This window comes from Halioglobus maricola, assembly GCF_009388985.1.
GTDB lineage: Bacteria > Pseudomonadota > Gammaproteobacteria > Pseudomonadales > Halieaceae > Halioglobus > Halioglobus maricola.
Map to the genome: position 1 here is coordinate 366,144 of NZ_CP036422.1, position 18,265 is coordinate 384,408.

Annotated in this window: 16 protein-coding genes; 7 read left to right on the forward strand and 9 right to left on the reverse strand. The window is 57.8% G+C overall.

All coding sequences use genetic code 11. The features are described 5' to 3' along the window. Window positions 1-10: 10 nt before the first annotated feature. Window positions 11-3,679, reverse strand: a complete 3,669-nt coding sequence (locus EY643_RS01570; protein WP_152660558.1) for a choice-of-anchor Q domain-containing protein — start codon at window positions 3,677-3,679, stop codon at window positions 11-13. A 111-nt stretch (window positions 3,680-3,790) separates the two neighbouring features. On the opposite strand from EY643_RS01570, the gene EY643_RS01575 reads away from it, so the two are divergent. Next, complete coding sequence (locus tag EY643_RS01575) at window positions 3,791-4,381, forward strand: hypothetical protein (protein ID WP_152660559.1); 591 nt, start codon at window positions 3,791-3,793, stop codon at window positions 4,379-4,381. Window positions 4,382-4,437: 56 nt separating this feature from the next. Beyond that, window positions 4,438-4,593 (forward strand): hypothetical protein, encoded by a 156-nt coding sequence (locus tag EY643_RS01580; protein ID WP_153239443.1) that lies wholly within the window; start codon window positions 4,438-4,440, stop codon window positions 4,591-4,593. On the opposite strand, the gene EY643_RS01585 is transcribed toward EY643_RS01580, so the two are convergent. Beyond that, window positions 4,590-5,027, reverse strand: coding sequence for a nuclear transport factor 2 family protein (locus tag EY643_RS01585; protein ID WP_152660560.1), 438 nt, complete (start codon window positions 5,025-5,027; stop codon window positions 4,590-4,592). The two genes, EY643_RS01580 and EY643_RS01585, sit on opposite strands and share 4 nt — an antisense overlap. 128 nt (window positions 5,028-5,155) lie before the next feature. On the opposite strand from EY643_RS01585, the gene EY643_RS01590 reads away from it, so the two are divergent. After that, window positions 5,156-6,334: an MFS transporter gene (locus EY643_RS01590; protein ID WP_276612679.1), complete on the forward strand. Its 1,179-nt coding sequence runs from the start codon at window positions 5,156-5,158 to the stop codon at window positions 6,332-6,334. On the opposite strand, the gene EY643_RS01595 is transcribed toward EY643_RS01590, so the two are convergent. Together EY643_RS01595 and EY643_RS01600 are read right to left on the reverse strand one after the other, a co-directional pair. After that, window positions 6,331-7,365 (reverse strand): CNNM domain-containing protein, encoded by a 1,035-nt coding sequence (locus tag EY643_RS01595; RefSeq protein WP_152660562.1) that lies wholly within the window; start codon window positions 7,363-7,365, stop codon window positions 6,331-6,333. The genes EY643_RS01590 and EY643_RS01595 overlap by 4 nt on opposite strands. A 125-nt stretch (window positions 7,366-7,490) precedes the next feature. Next, window positions 7,491-8,015 carry a fasciclin domain-containing protein gene (locus EY643_RS01600; protein WP_152660563.1) on the reverse strand — a complete coding sequence of 175 codons (525 nt, stop codon included), beginning with the start codon at window positions 8,013-8,015 and terminating at the stop codon, window positions 7,491-7,493. Window positions 8,016-8,271: 256 nt separating this feature from the next. On the opposite strand from EY643_RS01600, the gene EY643_RS01605 reads away from it, so the two are divergent. Next, the gene (locus EY643_RS01605) at window positions 8,272-10,407 is read left to right on the forward strand and encodes a PQQ-dependent dehydrogenase, methanol/ethanol family (RefSeq protein WP_152660564.1); all 2,136 of its coding nucleotides are present in this window, start codon (window positions 8,272-8,274) and stop codon (window positions 10,405-10,407) included. A 44-nt stretch (window positions 10,408-10,451) separates the two neighbouring features. On the opposite strand, the gene EY643_RS01610 is transcribed toward EY643_RS01605, so the two are convergent. From EY643_RS01610 to rpsU, 5 genes are all read right to left on the reverse strand, one after another. Next, the gene (locus EY643_RS01610) at window positions 10,452-11,435 is read right to left on the reverse strand and encodes a glycosyltransferase 61 family protein (protein WP_152660565.1); all 984 of its coding nucleotides are present in this window, start codon (window positions 11,433-11,435) and stop codon (window positions 10,452-10,454) included. A 60-nt stretch (window positions 11,436-11,495) separates the two neighbouring features. Beyond that, the gene (gene rpoD, locus EY643_RS01615; RefSeq protein ID WP_152660566.1) at window positions 11,496-13,310 is read right to left on the reverse strand and encodes an RNA polymerase sigma factor RpoD; all 1,815 of its coding nucleotides are present in this window, start codon (window positions 13,308-13,310) and stop codon (window positions 11,496-11,498) included. A gap of 209 nt (window positions 13,311-13,519) precedes the next feature. Further along, a complete protein-coding gene (gene dnaG / locus EY643_RS01620) occupies window positions 13,520-15,448 on the reverse strand; it encodes a DNA primase (RefSeq protein WP_152660567.1) in 1,929 nt (642 codons plus the stop codon). Window positions 15,449-15,531: 83 nt separating this feature from the next. Continuing rightward, on the reverse strand, window positions 15,532-15,987 hold the full coding sequence (locus EY643_RS01625) for a GatB/YqeY domain-containing protein (RefSeq protein WP_152660568.1): 456 nt from the start codon (window positions 15,985-15,987) through the stop codon (window positions 15,532-15,534). A 30-nt stretch (window positions 15,988-16,017) separates the two neighbouring features. Then, window positions 16,018-16,233 carry a 30S ribosomal protein S21 gene (rpsU, locus tag EY643_RS01630; protein WP_152660569.1) on the reverse strand — a complete coding sequence of 72 codons (216 nt, stop codon included), beginning with the start codon at window positions 16,231-16,233 and terminating at the stop codon, window positions 16,018-16,020. A gap of 138 nt (window positions 16,234-16,371) precedes the next feature. On the opposite strand from rpsU, the gene tsaD reads away from it, so the two are divergent. The 3 genes from tsaD to folK are packed head-to-tail and all read left to right on the forward strand — an operon-like array spanning window position 16,372 to window position 18,262. Then, complete coding sequence (gene tsaD / locus EY643_RS01635; RefSeq protein WP_152660570.1) at window positions 16,372-17,406, forward strand: tRNA (adenosine(37)-N6)-threonylcarbamoyltransferase complex transferase subunit TsaD; 1,035 nt, start codon at window positions 16,372-16,374, stop codon at window positions 17,404-17,406. Next, on the forward strand, window positions 17,406-17,762 hold the full coding sequence (gene folB, locus EY643_RS01640) for a dihydroneopterin aldolase (RefSeq protein ID WP_152660571.1): 357 nt from the start codon (window positions 17,406-17,408) through the stop codon (window positions 17,760-17,762). The genes tsaD and folB overlap by 1 nt, the downstream gene beginning before the upstream one ends. Continuing rightward, the gene (gene folK / locus EY643_RS01645) at window positions 17,762-18,262 is read left to right on the forward strand and encodes a 2-amino-4-hydroxy-6-hydroxymethyldihydropteridine diphosphokinase (protein WP_152660572.1); all 501 of its coding nucleotides are present in this window, start codon (window positions 17,762-17,764) and stop codon (window positions 18,260-18,262) included. The genes folB and folK overlap by 1 nt, the downstream gene beginning before the upstream one ends. Window positions 18,263-18,265: the final 3 nt, after the last annotated feature.

Sequence of the window (18,265 nt, forward strand, 5' to 3'; positions counted from 1 at the left end):
TTGGAACCGCTTACTGAGTGCGTTTCTTTCTGCGTGATCGTATACCCCGCAACCCAACCATGCCCATGACACCGGTGAGGAAGGTGTAGAGTATGGCTGGCATCACGGGCACCGGCACGGGCGGTTCGACCGCATCGGCAGTTGGAGCCGCTGCAGGGGTGCTTTCCGCGATGTAGATAGGATCGACAATGTCGGGGTCTGAACCATTGCAGTCGAATGGGCCGTCTGGTTCCAACTCGAAGGTAAAGATCACGCGGTCAGCACCGAAGGGCTCGGGGCTGTCGTCCAGCACTTCCCAGCCATCGTCTGGGTCAGCGGGTGCTGCCGGGTTACAGATTTGCTTCACGAGGCGAAGATCATTCGGGCTTGCCGGTGCGATCAGTGACAGTTCGACGGCGTCAGTATCATCACCTGTCTCTACCACAAAGCTTACGCCGCCGAGAGAAAGGTCGTAGCCGCCTGCTGTCATGCCAGCTGTAGGCGTGACGTCGCTTAGATCGTATTCGCTGTCATTCACCAGGAGCGTGAGTGGGCCGGCCGTATCGTGCGTGAAGCTCGCAACATGGGCCTGGTCTACGTCGGGGAAGCCATCGCTGTTGCCGTCTCCGTCCGGTAACACGATGCCATAGGGAGCAGGGTAGCTATCGAGCCCCGCCAAAATATCGGGGTCGGTGCCAGCGGCGCTGAGCTCTGCATCGTCGACCAGGCCATCGCCATCTCGTTCTGCCATGTGCTCATATGCACCGAGGTCCGGGCAATCGTCACGAGGGTAGCCTCGCTGGTCCTCATCAAAGATATCTGGGGATAGACAGCCGCCATCAGTGTCTATCGCACGGCTCCCTGGCAGCAGCGAAATCGTTGCTGTCTCGGCAGCAAACCCGGGCTCAAAGTATTTACCACCATCGTCATCGTTGCCTGCCACGACGTCGGAGCCATTAAATTGAAGCGCGCCCAGGAAAGCGGGGTCTGCCAATTCCGGCGCAAGGAACCCAGCGAGAGGGGAGTCGTCACCGTGGAATACTGACGTCGATGAGACGTCCGGGTCAGATGTTGGATAGTACACATCCTTGTCACCCTGGGAGATATCACCACTGATAATGGAATTGTAAAGCGGGTAGCCCGAGGAATTCTTGTCGAGGAAGACTTGGCCACCACTTGGCGTGCCCTCATAGGAGCCGGTGTTCCCTGCGATAGTGGAATGGATAATACCGCCTTCCTCGCCTTCGCCTCTGAGGTAGAGGCCCGCGCCAAGAACGGCGCCTGATTCGCCGCCCCCGCCACTTAGCGAGATACTGTTACTGGCTACTGTGGTGTTTGCAATTTGGGGAACATCGTCATATTTGCCGATGAATGAAGCTGAGACACCGCCACCTTTGACCTCTGAGGCGCTAGCAGAAGAGGTAACGTCAATGCTATTGCCTGAAATCTCGGAGGCCTCGATCGCCAGAGCCAGTTCTCCGCCATCGCCTGAGGCATCTGTCGAGATACCGAGGCCGCCGCCAAAGGCCTCTATAACGATGCCGTCTCCGCCCGAGACCGTCACCGAATTATCACTGATCTTGGAATACTTCCAACTCGAAAAGGCGCCGCCGAACTCAAGAATGGGTATTTGGGCTGAGCCTCCGCCACCAACGTATACGCCGCCTTCACCGCCTTCGCCTGACCCTGCATCAACCAGCACCTGGTTGCCCGTGATTTGGGCACTGCTGCCGATGACCACGCTGTATTTGGCATCGGAGAAGGTGCCGCCGCCGCCGACAAGGGCGTAAACGTCACCGCTTGAGACACTTACGTCTACCGTGTTGTCCGCGATGCCTCCAGGCGAGGTAAAGATCGCGTCCGAAAGGGGTAGGCCATACTTTTCCTCAGGTTCCTCGTCGGAAATAATGGCGTATTCGGGCTTCTTGCCATTAATGAACTGGAACGCGGCGTTGAGGCCGCCACCGCCAACGCTGCCAGTGAGTGCTGATCCGCCGACGACGTCCACCTCGTTGCCGCTGTTACCGGAGTAGATGCCTAAATATTTGCCGTACTGTAGCTCTGTCGGTAGGAATGATGGTGTGTCCAGTAACGCCGTGCCGACGGCAATACCGCCGCCAGTGGCAGAGATTTCTTCTTGAGTGGCGTCGACGCTAATGCTATTGCCGGTAATCGTAGATAGCATCGAAATTACTTGTGTAGCGGTGTCGTAGAGGAAGTCTTCGCTGAAGTCCTCTTCCTCTTCCTCATCCCCTTCGCTTTCAAGTATCAACCCCCTCTCGGAGTCGAATAGATTGACTGAGCCGATCCCGCCGCCAGCAACGACGTCGCGAGCATTCTCGCCAGTTTCAGCGGCATCCAGTTCAACTGTAATCATATTGCCGGTAACGGTGCTTGTTCCCACCATTACTGTGTTGCCACATGTGGAGAGTGGCCCACCAAAGTCGCAACTTAATCCTTCCTCGGGCAAATTGAGTCCGTCCCAGAAGTCAGATATGCCGTAGAGAATATCACTATTGAGTGCACCCACACCGGCACCCACAGCGATATCGTGCTCTTCTGCCCCGGAACCTGTCATGGTGATTTGATTGTCACTGACATCGGAGTATTTCAGGGAAAGGAATTGACCAGTACTTATCCCCGGCGTGCCGATAAACACACCGCCGCCGGAAGCCAGGGAATACTTGGCGGGATCCTCCTCCGCGGTTAGTGAAACCGTTGCCGAATTGCCAGTGATGGCAGAACCGACGATCGAGTTGCATTGTATTGAGCTGCCTGGTCCAGGCCCAGGTCCACTGCAGTCGCGGGCAAGCACAGACTCGGACTGCTCGAAATCTGATTTCAGAATCGCCAGGCCGCCGCCTAGAGCCGCATACTTGGAATCCTCGCCCTCAATGACGGTGTCTGTGATTTGGGCAGAATTGCCTGAGATCGTGCTCGTTATGATGTCTACGCCGTCAGGGTTGCCGTCCAGGGCTGCAGCTTCTGCCGCGAAGCCTTCAGAAACGCTGTCGGTGAAGAACGTTTGTGCATGGTCGGAGGTCAAGCAGTTCTGGCCGTAATCACTCCCTGATGGATGCATGTTAGCGATGCCGTTGACTGCTGCGCCTCCGCCGAAGGCGTAGTGGCCCGGAGAGCCTTCGTTTGCTCTTCCCATTACCACGTTGTCGGTTAAGCTAGTGCCTTGCAGGCAGAGCTCGCCGGCTTCTACTGCGACACCGCCGCCCACCCCTGAGGCAGTGTTGCCTGTGATGACACTCTTATCTAAAACGAGAGCATGGTTCTGTGCGGATATCGCGCCGCCGATGCCGGAGTGGTCGGCACCACTGAATTCGAGGCCGCTGACGATGAAGGGAATTGGAGTGCCGCTGTCGTTGGTAAGAGACAGTAGCCGGTAGCCGTCACTGCTGGGCTGGATCGTGACCTGGGGCTGGCCGCCTGTATCCACCGGGGCTGAAAGTATCAACGCCTTATTGCTAGCGAGCAGTGAACTGTCTAGGCTGATGGTGCTGATCGAAGTCACGTCTATGGTGATGGTGTCACCCGAAGCCGCGTTTTCGATAGCATGGCGCAGGGTGCCGGGATCAGTGGTATCGGCACTGTCGGTAACGGTGAAAGTGGCCGCTGAGGCGTCCATTGCAAGAGCCATCGAGGCATTGGCGACAGCGAGAGTCAGTAGTGCTTTTTTGTTAGTGCGCACGCAGGTCTATCCTTTGATCAAGGTGTTATCTCCTTATACTAGATGCTCTTCGCGCCACTTGGTAGCGGATTGTTGGTGAAATTTAGTCTCTGCAATGGTAATTTTTGGCGCATGTCTAATGCGAAAAGATCAACAACTGTCCTGTCATGCCTGTCGGTACTAGCGCTCGGTGCGGCGGTGGCCTTCTATTATTACCTGCCAGGCGATACCCCCGATGGGTCGCAGGCCGCTGCTGCCGGGGCTTTGCAAGGTGCTGAGGCAGACATGAAGGCGTCAGCGAGTCGCAGCGATAAGTTCTCTAGGTGGCCTGCTGCGGGTGAGCGTGAGCCCGCCAACACCGCTACCCAGTCCACGCGGGAAGAAGCTCGCGAAATCGCCCAAATGAGACGTGCGTCACGAATTGAGGCCTACAATGCCAAGCCTGCTGATGAGCGAGCACGGATCGTGGCTGAGCGCTGGGAACTGACGGCTGAGCAAGAGGCAGAGCTGACCGGGATCCTGGCCCGCTACAGTGAGCAGATTGCAGCGCTCGGTGACGCTGGCCTGGAGGGCTCCGACTTGGCGCGAGCCCAGAATCAACTGCAGAGCCGGCAAATGAATGAAATTGGGCCGATCATCTCCGATAGCCCAAGAATGAAGCGGTCAAAGCAGAGGTTTATGGATGCCGCGGCCGCCCGTGGCGGGACGCTCGTTACTGATTAAATGTCTCGTTCGCTCTCCGGTATGGTTGTCAGCCAGATGAGCAGGCGCAGGAACCCATGAATTCTGTCGCGTCATTGATCGCATCGCTGGTGATCACTGCCAGTTTTGGCGTTGCCATCGCGCGTCGCAAACCCGTTGTGATCGAGGCGGCAGCTGCACCCTGGCTCAAGGCCTCTTTGTCGGGGCTGCAAGGGTTTAATCGGTCTGCTTAGTCCTCTCCCCCAAAGTCTGCCGCCGTGTGCTGCGCCATCACTTCCAGAAACCAATCGGGGAACTGGCCGACAAACTTGTTCATGTCCCAGTAGTCGCTCCAGCGATAGATCAGTCCGTCGCGTATCTCGTGCATGGTGGCGAAGGTATGTTCCGCGGTCTCGCCGGTTTTGAAAATCCACTTTTCGGTATGGTCCAGAAAGACCACGTCGCCGTCTGCGGCAATGTGGTGAGTGACCTGCTCCTGGCGCTCGATATGGTCCCAGGCAATTGACAGCCGTTTGACGCAGTTTTCAGGTCCGTGTGCACCGGGGTCGTCGCTGGGCATGTCGCGATAGTGAATCTCCGGGTGCATGCAGGCCTTGAGTGTCGCCCAATCGTGTGCTGCCAGCGCCTGCCACATTTTCTGTACCAGAGCCTTGTTGTGGTCCGACATACCTGCTTCCTCTTGTTATTGTTGGTTGCGTTTGGTCGCAGGGAATAATACACCGGATTGACGGTGTGGTGACGTGGAGAGATGCAATAGACTGGCGCTCCCTTTGCAATCGCAATGCCGTGAACAGCGTGAGCCACACTCCTTCCCAGCTCAGTGCCCGGAGTCAGCAAAATTTTTTGCTCGCTGCCGCGTTTATTATGCCGCTGACATTTTCGGTCTGGCAGGCCTTGCTCAATAATTTTGTAGTGGAGAAGGCCGCCTTTACTGGCGCCGAGATAGGCATGCTGCAGAGCCTGCGTGAGGTGCCGGGCTTTCTGGCGTTCACTGCGGTCTATGTATTGCTGGTAATACGTGAGCAGCGATTTGCGCTGATGTCGCTACTGGTGATGTCGGTGGGGGTGGCTCTGACGCCGTTCTTTCCCACTGTTTATGGCCTGTATACAACCACCGTGGTCATGTCGCTGGGCTTTCATTACTTCGAAACCATCAACAAGTCGCTCACTTTGCAGTGGATACCCAAGCAGGAGGCGCCGCATTTCATGGGGCGCGCGATGGCTGTCAAAGCCGCCGGCGCACTGCTGGCTTACAGCGGTATCTGGATTCTCATGGAGTGGGTCGGTGTCGGATACACCGGGATGTATCTATTGGCCGGTGCTATCGGTGTGGTCATTACCCTGCTGTTGTGGGCGCGTTTCCCGCAGTTTCCCGAGGGGGCAGCGCAGCACAAGAAACTGGTGTTCCGGCAGCGCTATTGGCTCTATTATGCACTGACATTTCTAGGTGGCGCACGCCGCCAGATCTTTATGGTGTTTGCCGGTTTTATGATGGTCGAGAAGTTTGGCTATTCGGCAGCGGATATCAGCCTGCTGTATCTGGTTAACTATCTTTTCAATCTGTTCTTTGCGCCACGAATAGGTGCCTGGGTGGGTCGAGCTGGCGAGCGTGTAGCGTTAAGGGTTGAATACGTCGGCCTGATCATGGTCTTTACCGGTTACGCTTTCGTCGAAAACGCCAACGTGGCGGCGGGGCTGTATGTTATCGACCACCTGTTCTTTGCCCTTTCGATCGCAATCAATACCTACTTTCAAAAAATTGCAGACCCGAAGGACATTGCCGCCACATCGAGTGTCAGCTTTACCATCAACCATATCGCAGCGGTGTTTATACCTGCCTTGCTGGGCTTGCTCTGGTTGAGCTCGCCGGCGGCAGTTTTCCTTATTGGTGCGGGTATTGCAGTGCTCTCCCTAGCGCTATCGAACCTGATTCCCGATTCGCCTGTTGCCGGTCAGGAAACCCGATTGGCCTAGCGAGAGTCTCTGAGACGCCCTCGATATTTGAGGCGAGCCAGTTCCTGCATGTCTTCGACGGTGTCGCTCTCGTCCATGATCTCCCTGCCTAGCAAGGTTTCGACTGCGTCTTCCAGCGTGACTATCCCCTCGGTCTGACCGTACTCGTCCTCCACCAGAAACATATGCTCACGGCGTTTTATGAACAGGTCCAGCAGGCGCAGTACGGGAAGCTCCCGTGACACCCGATTCATGGGGATCAGGAATTCACGGAGTGGGCGGTCCTCGCCGTCCTCTCGCTCAATTTCATGAAGCTGCGGACGCAGGGCGAGCCCCACCACGGTATCAAGGCTTTCTTCATAGACTGGCAGGCGGGTGAAGGGGACTTCAGCCAGTTGGGCGAGCGCTTCGCCCACGGTCAGTGTTGAATCCAGCGCACTGACTACGGTGCGCGGGGTGAGAATGTCTTCCGTGCGGGTCTGGCGCAGCTTGAGCATGTTTTCAAGTAGCTCACTCTCCTGTGATCCGAGTGCGCCATGATGAACGCCCAGCCTGGCCATTGCCGCCAGTTCCTCGCGGCTGATCGCGCTAGAGTGTCCGCCGCTGCCGAACAGCGCGGTGAGTTTTGCTGAAACCCAGACCAGCGGATACAGCAGTTTGACCAGTACCTGTATGACCTGAGCAGCCGGTAGCGCCAGTTGCTTCCAGTAGCGTGCGCCCAGCGTCTTTGGAATAATCTCCGAAAGATAGAGGATGGCGAGTGTGAGCAGGAGTGCAACGATAGTTTCGTATTGCGCACCAAATACTTTCAGGGCCTGGGCACCGACTCCTGCTGCGCCCATGGTATGGGCGAAGGTATTCAGGATCAGAATGCTGGAGATGGACTGATCGAGGTTTTCTTTAACGCTTTCAAGCGCTTTTGCGCGCCGGGGTTTATCGGCTTGCTGGCTGGCAACGAAACCGGGCGTCACTGAAAGCAAGACTGCCTCGAGAATTGAGCATAAAAAAGAAACACCGATCGCGATCAGTAGATAGATTAGCAGTAGGGTCATGCCGGAAATGGGGCCGCCTGATTAGGAGCGATAAGTATAGGGGACCTGAGAGCGGGGCGCTTGTGCTATTTTTTGCTGCGTGGGAAAGGGGTTGGCCGGTGGGGAACCACCGGCCAGAGAAGGTTTTACAGGGCAGGCAGCAGTACGCTGTCGATGACCCATACTGTGCCGTTGTCTGTCTTCACACCGGTGCAGTTGACTGCAGCGTTGTTGACCAGGGCAGAGCCTCCAGCGCGACCAAAGTATACAGACTGGCCTTGCAGGGTGTCTTTACGTTGAGCCAGAGTGCTGGACAGGCGACGGGGGTCGGGAGCACCCGCGGTCACATGGTAGGTCAGTACTGCAGTCAGCAGGTCGGTGTTACCTACCACGACGTCTACCAGTTCCATGGGCAGTGCAGCAAAGGCGTCGTTGGTGGGTGCAAACACGGTGATGTTTTCAGTGGTGGCCAGGGTGTCTGCGAGGCCAGCAGCGACGACGAGATCGACCAGTGTGCTGAGTTCTGGAGTTGCGATCGCAGCGTCTACGATGCTGCCGTCGAAGGTTACTTTGTTGGCAGATGCGCAGTCTCCGAAGCTTTGTGCATTTGCGCCAGAGGACAGGGACAGGGCTACAGCGACGGAGGCCGCGAGGGTTGTCAGGTTTTTCATAATCAGCTCCAAAGAGTTTGTAAGGGGTTAAGGAGTAAGCCCTTTTTATGGCAGCCGTTGCTGTCGTAGCGGCGCTTACTTGAAGGGAATTACGAGCTCCTGCGTCGACCAGATCATGAGCAATATGGCGAAACACGGGTTTGTCTGGCTTTTGTCCACAAAAGCCCTTTCGGCAACCTTGTCGTTTGCAACATTGCTATAATGAGAGAACTATCGCCTGGGGTAGGCCCTGGGCACGACAGCAAGGTAGATATCCATGAATAAGAATTCCAAACTGATATCAGGTTTCGTCGCCTGTCTCGCCCTCGTTGCCTGCGACGGAGCGGCTCCGCCGCAGGGTGAAGAGCCAACCGTTCCCAGTGTGAGCAGCGCCCCTGTAGGTCCGCCTGACACGGAGTGGGTGCTGCACGGCAATGATGTAGGCGAGCAACGCTTTTCTACTCTTGACCAGATAAACCGCGACACAGTGGACCAACTCGAACTGGCATGGTCCTTCAACTTGTATACCCGGCGTGGCGTCGAGGCGACGCCGCTGATGGTGGATGGCACGCTCTACGTCACTGGCTCCTGGTCCATGGTCTACGCTCTGGACGCTCGCAGCGGTGAACTGAAATGGTTCCACGATCCCCAGGTAGATCGCGCTTTTCTCGCCAAGGGGTGCTGCGATGCGGTGAATCGGGGAGCGGCCTATGCGGACGGCCGCGTCTTTGTCGCCACATACGACGGCCGCCTGGTAGCGCTAGACGCTGGAAATGGCGAGGTTCTGTGGGATGTGCAGACGACGGATCGCAACCAGTCCTACACGATTACCGGCGCGCCCCGGGTCGTGAAGGACCGCATTGTTATCGGCAATGGTGGTGCGGAACTGGGTGTGCGTGGCTACGTCAGCGCCTATGACCAGAAAACCGGTGAAATGGCCTGGCGCTTCCATACGGTGCCCGGCAATCCGGCTGACGGATTTGAAAGTGACGCCATGGCAATGGCCGCGAAGACCTGGACGGGCGATTGGTGGAAGTGGGGTGGCGGCGGCACTGCCTGGGATTCGATGGTGTTCGACCCGGAGCTGAATTTGCTCTACATCGGGGTGGGCAACGGCTCGCCGTGGAACGCCAAACTGCGAAGCCCGGAGGGTGGCGACAACCTTTTCCTCGCCTCCATCGTGGCGCTCAATCCTGACACTGGCGAATATGTCTGGCATTACCAGACGACCCCCGGCGAGACCTGGGACTACACCGCCACCCAGCACATCATCATGGCGGAGCTGGAAATAGACGGCACTCCACGCAAGGTGCTGATGCAGGCGCCCAAGAATGGCTTCTTCTATGTCATTGATCGTACTGACGGCACGCTGATTTCTGCCGAGCCCTACGTCAACGTGATGACCTGGGCGAGTCATGTGGACATGGAAACTGGGCGGCCGGTAGAGACCGAGAATGCCCGCGTTTTTGATGGCAAGAATGTTTCTCTGCCAGGCAACGCCGGCGGTCACAACTGGCCGCCGATGTCTTACAACCCCGAGTTAGGGCTCGTTTACATTCCCACGCTCGAGTTGCCCATGGTTTATCTGGAGCCCGATTCGGATTTGTATGCCGAGCCGGGGCGTGGCATGTGGAATACGGGTTTCGACCGCGCGCCCAACATTTTGCCGGAGGTGCCGGATACCGTTATTAACGCGGAGGTCGAAGAGCTCTATAAGGGCCAGGTGGTCGCCTGGGATCCGGTGGCGCAGAAGCGAGTTTGGGCTGAACCCATGGAGCGCCCCACAGTGGGTGGTACCTTGGCCACAGCTGGAGGATTGGTCTTTCACGGCGGCAAGGATACTTACATGACCGCAGTGGACGCCGAATCTGGTGATGTATTGTGGTCTCGCGACACCCAGACCAGTGCCTGGGCAGCTCCAATGACCTATGCCATTGGCGGTGAACAGTACCTGGCTATCGCTGCTGGTTTCGGCGGTGGTCTGGCCAGTGAGGCCAGTGCAGCGGCCCACGGCTGGGAGATACCGAATATTTCACGCGTGCTTGTCTACAAACTCGGTGGTACGCATGAGTTGCCGGCAGTGCCAGATTACCAGAGGCCTCTGGTCAAGCCTGATGCCGTGTCGGCTAATGACGCAGTGGTGGAACAAGGCAAGGTGCTGTTTCATCGCCACTGTGCCATGTGTCACGGCGACAGCCTGCGTGGCGGTGGTGTAACCCCCGACCTGCGCTATGCGAATGAGGCGGTGCACAGTTCATGGCAGGAAATTGTCCTGGGCGGCGCGTTAGAGAAGCGCGGCATGATCAGTTTCTCAGAGTTTCTATCAGAGACGGATGCGGAATCGGTCAGGCAGTACGTGTTGTATGGTGCGAACAGGCTCTACAATGATTTGAATCCGGGACCGCAGGGCTGACGTTGCTTTTGAAAACCATAAATTAGTCTGACAGAACACCTTGTTTAAGTTGGAGGTGGTGGCCCGCGACCGACTAATGAGCGCAATCGCATCATGATTTTTTTCCGGGCGAGAATCAATTTCCATGTCCATTCTCGAGATGGTGGTTTGGGGATTGCAGCGGTTGTCGCCAGCAATTGTTCCGCGTCCAATGCCGCGTGAATATCGTTCTGTTGGACTTCAAAATAAGCCAGCCCAAGGGATTCTGCGAGCCGCTCGAAATGCAGCCGCTTGCGTGGCTCTTCCATGCGGGGGTAGATTTCAACGGCTGATGCGTCGCTTCTGCACCAGATGATATTGCCCAGGGCTGCTCCGTGCTGGCCAATGACGATGTCGGCCATCTGAAACAGGGATATCTGCTCAGCCAGGGTCATGTCTTCAAGGTGCACCCCCGCTACTTGTCCATACTGCTTGTTGAGCTTCGAGATAATAGCATCAAAGTTTGGAAGAGAGCGGCGTGCGGCTCCTGCAGACTTTGTCTCGGATTCGGCGGTGAGGTAGAACTTGGGGGGCTTGTCCCTATTGATCAACAGCACCTTTTTGCTGGATCCGGCGAATTTCATCGCTGTGCTTTGGCGAAACGATTCGATTTGTGCGGAGAGTCGTTTGAGAATAAAACTTCTCGCAAGAAGTATTGCCTCTGCGCGATAGAGCCAGGGCTTGTCCATGCCTCGCACAGAAAGGTGGAGCAGGGTCCGGTTGTTTGGGCTTATCGAGGATTGCTCAAGGCTGGCGTGCTCTTCACGAGGAAGAATCGTCAGTTTTTCTAACGCTAGCGCCTCGGTATGTGCATCCAGAATCGCGCAGCTTCTCACATAGATAGACCCAAGGCCTCTGCGTTTGTGGACTCGCTGGTAGGCGATTACCAGCGGAATCAAATAGCCGAACAGGTAGTGGTAGTAGTGCTGAACCGAGCCGTTAGGGCTTATTTGGAACGTCACGCAGATATCGTGATCGTATCTGGCTGTCTTGGCTGACGAAGCTCTCATTGAATGATTGCGGTCTCAAAAAGAGCACCGCGCTCCCTTCGGAAGCGCGGTTACTGAGTGCTACTCGTCGAGGAAGCTCCGCAGGTAATCAGAGCGTGTGGGATGGCGCAACTTACGCAGGGCCTTCGCTTCAATTTGGCGAATTCGCTCCCGGGTAACATCGAACTGTTTGCCCACTTCCTCGAGGGTGTGGTCGGTGTTCATGTCGATCCCGAAGCGCATGCGCAGCACCTTGGCCTCGCGTGCAGTGAGGCCGGCCAATACTTCCTTGGTGGCTTCTTGTAAGCCCTGGCCGGTGGCTGCATCCACGGGGGAGTGAATGGTGTTGTCCTCGATGAAGTCGCCCAGGTGGGAATCTTCGTCGTCGCCGATCGGCGTCTCCATGGAAATAGGCTCTTTGGCGATCTTCAGTACCTTGCGCACCTTGTCTTCCGGCATATCCATGCGCTCGCCCAGTTCTTCAGGCGTGGGCTCGCGGCCCATTTCCTGCAGCATCTGGCGCGAGATCCGATTGAGCTTGTTGATCGTTTCGATCATGTGCACCGGAATACGGATAGTGCGTGCCTGGTCGGCGATGGAGCGGGTGATGGCCTGGCGAATCCACCAGGTGGCGTAGGTCGAGAATTTGTAGCCGCGGCGATATTCGAACTTGTCCACGGCCTTCATCAGGCCGATGTTGCCTTCCTGGATCAGGTCCAGGAACTGCAGGCCGCGATTGGTGTACTTCTTGGCAATGGAGATCACCAGGCGCAGGTTGGCCTCGACCATCTCTTTCTTGGCGCGGCGGGCACGGGCTTCACCCATGCTCATGCGGCGGTTGATTTCCTTGATCTCGGTGACGGTCAGGCCGGTCTGTTCTTCGAACTGGGCGATACGGCGCTGCAGGCGTTGAAGGGTTTCCTTCTCGGCGTTCAGTTTGGGCCCGTACTCCTTCTTGCGAGCATGGCGAGAGACCCATTTGAGGTCTGATTCAGAGCCCTGGTAGGACGCGATGAAGTCTTTGCGCGGCATGCCGCAGACCCGGGTGGCGATGCGCATGATCTCGCGCTCCTGATCGCGTACACCGGCCAGGATATTCCGCGGCGAGTCGGTCAGGGGGTCGAACACGCGAGGCGTGAGCTTGAAAAACTTGAACAGATCGCCGAGTTTTTCCATCTCTTTGATGGTAGTGGCGTCACTGCGCCCCTTGGCGGCGATGGCCTTCTCGGTTTTGTTGTACTGGCGCTTGAGCGCAGTGAAGCGCTTCTTGGCTTCTACCGGATCGGGGCCGTTGTCGGTCTCTTCGTCGTCATCGTCATCGCTGTTGCTCTTGTTAGCAGCAGCTTCGGCCATTTCTGCGGCGGAAGGGACATGCTCAGCCGGGTCGAGGTAGCCCACCATGATGTCTGCCAGGCGGCGTTCTTCTTTGGCTACCAGGTCGTATTCGTCGAGAATGCTTTTGACCGCGCCGGGGTAGAGGGCGAGGGCGGCCAGTAATTCCCTGATACCTTCTTCAATACGCTTGGCGATCACAATCTCGCCTTCACGTGTCAGCAGTTCCACGGTGCCCATTTCGCGCATGTACATGCGGACCGGGTCGGTGGTGCGGCCGGCTTCAGTTTCAACGGCGGCGAGTGCGGCCGCAGCTTCAGCGGCGGCGATATCGTCAGCGGACGAATCGCCTTCGGTCATCAGCAGCTCGTCGGCATCGGGGGCCGCCTCGAACACCTGAATACCCATGTCGTTGATCATCTGGATGATGTCTTCGACCTGATCCGGATCGGAAATGTCCTGGGGCAGGTGATCGTTTACCTCGGCGTATGTGAGGTAACCCTGCTCTTTGCCTTTGGCGATAAGCGCCTTCAGGCGAGACTGTTGTTGGACGGCGTCGTTCATGCAACTGAACCTTTGAATATGCAGAAAAAAATCAGCCGGCAATTATAGCCGGAAAGTGTACGTTTAACTACTGGTAAACCATGGGAGATACCGGTTTATTTGGCGAAAATGCCCCCGCTATCGCCCCAGAAATCAGCTTTTCTTATGTATGGGCAATTTGCTCGATTGCAAGGGGTGTGGCGCCTGCACGGTGTTCTGTGCTGTTTGTGCTAAGGCTTGTGACGTTGTGCATCCCGCTGCTGCTTTTCCTGCAGTAGCTCCCTCAGGCGCTGTTTTTCCAGCTCGCTGAGATCAGCGTAGTTGGTGCTTCTGACTTTGTCGACTTGGGCGGCCAGTTTTGAGTGATGAGGCAATTGGTTGGCCAATTTATCAACCGTATCGAGGAATTGCTGGCCGATCCCCTCGGTGGGTATCAGTCGCTCCTGGCCGGCGAGGCGATTCAGTAGTTCGCCCTCTGAGGTGCCATACCAGTGGCCTAACAGCATACCGGTGTTCGATTCAGGGCGTCGATGCACAAGTTCAAGCAGGCTGCGCAGTAGCTGGGCGTCTTCGCCCTGCAGGTCTGCCAGGCTGGCAGGGTCCACGTTGCGCGCGATCTCGGGCTTGTGCAGCACCAGTGCGATGGCCCCCTGGGCGAGGTTGGAGTAGCCCGCCGGGAATGTTGGCGCCGCCGAGCGCTGGCGGGGTTGTGATTCCCCTTCGGGGCCCATCTCTGGCCCCGGGTCAGGGTAGCTGTCCGCAGATAGGGGCGGCATGTCATCCAGTCCGGGGGGCGGTGGTTCCAGGGCGCGCGAGCGCTCGGTGTGGGGAGGAACTGCTGTTGGCGGTGGCGCTGCCGCTTCCAGCTTCATCAGGCTTTCGAGCTCGAGTCCAGTGCGCTCGGCCAGCGCCTGAAACATCAGTTGCCGGTAGACCCCTTCGGGTAGTTGGCGGATATAGGGGAGTGCCAGTTTGCTCAGGCGGGCGCGACCGTCCAGGCTGCTGGTGTCTAGCCCGTCTGCGACGGTGTCGAAAAGAAATGTTTCCAGTGGCTGGGCGCCTTGCAGGAGCGCCTCGAAAGTCTCTTTGCCGTTGGCTCGAACCACCGTGTCCGGGTCCTCCCCTTCAGGCAGGAACAGGAATCGCGCCTGGCGACCGTCTTCCATGCACGGTAGGGCCGCTTCCAGGGCCCGAAATGCCGCCTTGCGTCCCGCTTCATCGCCATCGAAACAGAAAATCACCTCCGGGCAGCGCCGGTACACACGCTCCAGGTGCGTTTTACTGGTGGCTGTGCCCAGAGTGGCGGTGGCGTAGTTGATGCCGTGCTGGGCCAGGGCGATGACGTCCATATAGCCTTCAACGACCACCAGTCGATCCAGTTTGCGGTTGGCCTGCAGCGACTGGTAGAAGCCGTAGAGCTCCCGGCCCTTGTGAAATATCTCGGTTTCGGGGGAATTGAGGTATTTGGGCTTGTCGTCCCCAAGCACGCGTCCGCCGAAGGCAATGACGCGTCCGCGCTGGTCGCGGATGGGAAAGACGACCCGGTCACGGAAGCGGTCGTAGATGCGTCCGGCATCATTTTTGACCAGCATGCCCGCTTTCATCAGCTGCTCGCGCTGCTCATCGTCAGTGCCCAGGGCCTGCAGCAGGTTGTCCCAGCCCGGCGGAGCGAAGCCCATATCGAATTCTTTGGCGATCAAGCCAGTGAGACCGCGCCCTTTAAGATACTCCACCGCACGGGCTGCGGCGGGATGCTGGCGCAGCTGCTGCTTGTAAAAGTCCGCCGCCTGCTCCATCAGTTTGTACAGCGACTTCTTGCCGTCTTCCTGCTCTGCGCGAGCCCGCGCGCCAGGGCCCTCTTCCCGGGGTACCTCCAGACCGGCACTGCTGGCGAGGGTTTCCACTGCTTGCGGAAACTCCACGTTCTCGTAATCCATGATGAAGCCGAGCGCGTTGCCGCCGGCGCCACAGCCGAAGCAGTAATAGAACTGTTTGTCGGGATTGACGCTGAACGAGGGTGTTTTTTCTTCGTGGAAGGGGCAGCGGGCGGAGTAGTTCTTGCCGGTTTTCCGCAGCTTTACCCGCCGGTCCACGACATCGACGATATCGACGCGGTCGAGCAGGTCATCGAGGAAAGCTTGAGGAATACGTCCGGCCATATAAGGGTAGTCTAGCGTTGCCGGAGCAGTGGGCGCTACCGAAGTAGCTTTTTTCGCACGGCAGGGGCCGCGTCGAGGTGGTGTCAGGCGTTCAGCCGAGCTTTAACCAGCCCGCTAACGGCTCCCATATCGGCTCTTCCGGCCAGTTTTGGCTTGAGCTGGCCCATGACGGGGCCCATAGCGGCCATACCCTCAGCGCCGGAAGCCGCAATAGCCTCGTCGATCAGGGCAATGATCTCATCTTCCGTGAGTTGCTGCGGCAAAAACTCCTGCAGCACCACGATCTCCGCGTTTTCTTTATCCGCTAGTTCAGTGCGGTCAGCGTCGATGTACTGCTGGGCCGAATCGCGGCGTTGCTTGACCATTTTGTCGAGCACGGCCAGTGCACGGGCATCGTCTACTTCGATGCGCTCGTCCACTTCGATTCGCTTGAACTCGGCCTGAATCAGCCGGATGGTGCCCAATCGCTCTTTGTCCCGGGCCTTCATGGCCGCTTTCATGGCGGCCCTGATGGTATCCGTGAGGGACTGGTCACTCATAGGAGGGGTGCTCTGCGCCAGCCAGAGTGATCAGTACAGGCGTACGCGCTTGCGGTTTTCGCGAGAAATCTTCTTCAGGTGACGCTTGACCGCGGCAGCTGAGGCGCGCTTGCGCACAGTGGTGGGCTTCTCGTAGTGCTCACGCTTGCGTACTTCAGCCAGAACACCGGCTTTTTCGCAGGAACGCTTGAAGCGACGCAGTGCTACGTCGAAAGGCTCGTTTTCCTTGACCTTGATGTGGGGCATTAACTCTATACCTGTCTGTTTGTCAGTTGCATTCCCCGAAAAATCAGTTCGGGATTGCCTAAAAGGGCGCGCATTCTATACTCATCAGCCCCCCCAATCAAGTATCATGCGGCCCATGAATTTACATAGGATTTACCAATGCTGATCCTCGGGTTGGAAACCTCCTGCGATGAGACAGGTGTGGCGCTCTACGACACCGATCGAGGCCTGTTGGCGCACGCCCTGTTTAGCCAGATCGATATCCATGTCGAATACGGCGGCGTGGTGCCTGAGCTTGCCTCTCGCGACCATGTGCGCAAGACACTTCCGCTGCTGGAAGAGGTCATGACAGAGGCCGGCGTAACAGCCAAAGATATCGATGGCGTGGCCTATACCGCCGGCCCGGGCCTGGTGGGCGCATTGATGGTAGGCGCCACTCTGGCGCGCTCGCTCGCCTGGGGGTGGGGTGTGCCCGCTCTGGGTGTCCATCACATGGAAGGCCATTTGCTGGCGCCCATGTTAGAGGAGAAGCATCCCGAATTCCCCTTTGTAGCCCTGCTGGTGTCGGGTGGCCATACCCAACTGGTGCGGGTAGACGGTATCGGCGAGTACAAACTGCTGGGGGAATCCCTGGACGACGCAGCGGGTGAGGCTTTCGACAAGGTCGCCAAGATGCTGGGTCTGCCCTATCCCGGTGGGCCACAGGTAGCGAAGCTCGCCGCCGAGGGAGACTCTGACAGGTTCGACTTTCCCCGCCCCATGGTGAATCGCCCGGGCCTGGATTTCAGTTTCTCCGGGCTCAAAACCTTCACCCTGAACACGGTAGATGACTGCAAAATCGATGGGGTGCTGGCCCCGCAGGACCGGGCAGATATTGCCCGTGCCTTTGAAGATGCGGTGGTTTCAACGCTGACGATTAAGTGCCGCAGGGCGCTGAAGCAGGAGGGACTAAAAACCCTGGTGATGGCGGGCGGAGTAAGCGCTAACTTAAGCTTGAGGGCAGCTCTTAAAGAGGCTCTGGCGAAGGAGCGGGCGGAAGTGTTCTATCCGGCCCCCCAGTTCTGCACCGATAATGGCGCCATGATTGCTTACGCCGGGGCACAGCGCCTGGCGGCAGGGCAGGCGGATGATGACGGCGCGGCAGTGCGCCCGCGCTGGCCCATGGACCAGCTGCCCCCGATCGAGGCCGCCTGATGGATACTGTGTATATAGAAGGCCTTGAAACCGACGCGGTGATAGGTGTCTATGCCTGGGAGCGCGGCATCCGCCAGAAGCTCGTGATCGACCTCGAGCTGGCCTCGGATAACCGCGCTGCAGCGGCCACCGATGCGATCGGGGATGCGGTGGATTACGACGCTATTTCGAAGGCAGTGCTGGCCTATGTGCGAGCGAGTGAGTTCCAGTTGATTGAAACCCTCGCGGAGCGTGTGGCCGACCTGGTGCTCGCTGATTTCGATGTGAGCTGGCTACGGCTGCGCCTGGCCAAGCCCGGGGCGGTGGCCGAGGCGGCGAGCGTTGGGGTGATTATTGAACGGGGTGAGCGCAGCTGATGCCGCAGGTTTATCTTGGCCTTGGCAGCAATATCGAACGCGAACGCTATATCGTTGCTGGACTCGATGCCCTGACCCAGCGTTTCGGAGAACTTCAGGTGTCGCCGGTCTACAGCAGTGAGGCCATTGGCTTCGAGGGGCAGCCTTTCCTTAATCTTGTCGTAGGCTTGCGGACCGATCTGAGTATCGGTGAACTTGCCGGGCAATTGCGCCACATTGAGTTCGAGCACGGCCGTCCTGTGGCGGCGTCCCGTTTTTCATCGCGTCAGCTCGATATCGATATTCTCACTTATGACAATGTGATCGGTATGGTGGACGGCGTCGAATTGCCTCGGGGAGAAATTCTGGAGAATGCCTTTGTGCTCCGCCCGCTGGCAGATCTGGCGGGGGAAGAGGTGCATCCGGAAGCTGGGCGGGCTTATGCCGAGCTGTGGGAGGCCTATGACAGGCCGCAGCGCATTGAACGGGTCGCTTTCGAGTGGCGGGGCCGGCAGCTGTAAGCA

Coding starts and splice junctions, on each gene's coding strand:
- dnaG (WP_152660567.1), bottom strand. CDS start 15,448: ATGGCCGGACGTATTCCTCAAGCTTTCCTCGATGACCTGCTCGACCGC.
- EY643_RS01600 (WP_152660563.1), bottom strand. CDS start 8,015: ATGAAAAACCTGACAACCCTCGCGGCCTCCGTCGCTGTAGCCCTGTCC.
- EY643_RS01595 (WP_152660562.1), bottom strand. CDS start 7,365: ATGACCCTACTGCTAATCTATCTACTGATCGCGATCGGTGTTTCTTTT.
- EY643_RS01580 (WP_153239443.1), top strand. CDS start 4,438: ATGAATTCTGTCGCGTCATTGATCGCATCGCTGGTGATCACTGCCAGT.
- EY643_RS01585 (WP_152660560.1), bottom strand. CDS start 5,027: ATGTCGGACCACAACAAGGCTCTGGTACAGAAAATGTGGCAGGCGCTG.
- rpsU (WP_152660569.1), bottom strand. CDS start 16,233: ATGCCCCACATCAAGGTCAAGGAAAACGAGCCTTTCGACGTAGCACTG.
- EY643_RS01610 (WP_152660565.1), bottom strand. CDS start 11,435: ATGAGAGCTTCGTCAGCCAAGACAGCCAGATACGATCACGATATCTGC.
- folK (WP_152660572.1), top strand. CDS start 17,762: ATGCCGCAGGTTTATCTTGGCCTTGGCAGCAATATCGAACGCGAACGC.
- EY643_RS01575 (WP_152660559.1), top strand. CDS start 3,791: ATGTCTAATGCGAAAAGATCAACAACTGTCCTGTCATGCCTGTCGGTA.
- rpoD (WP_152660566.1), bottom strand. CDS start 13,310: ATGAACGACGCCGTCCAACAACAGTCTCGCCTGAAGGCGCTTATCGCC.
- EY643_RS01605 (WP_152660564.1), top strand. CDS start 8,272: ATGAATAAGAATTCCAAACTGATATCAGGTTTCGTCGCCTGTCTCGCC.
- tsaD (WP_152660570.1), top strand. CDS start 16,372: ATGCTGATCCTCGGGTTGGAAACCTCCTGCGATGAGACAGGTGTGGCG.
- EY643_RS01625 (WP_152660568.1), bottom strand. CDS start 15,987: ATGAGTGACCAGTCCCTCACGGATACCATCAGGGCCGCCATGAAAGCG.
- folB (WP_152660571.1), top strand. CDS start 17,406: ATGGATACTGTGTATATAGAAGGCCTTGAAACCGACGCGGTGATAGGT.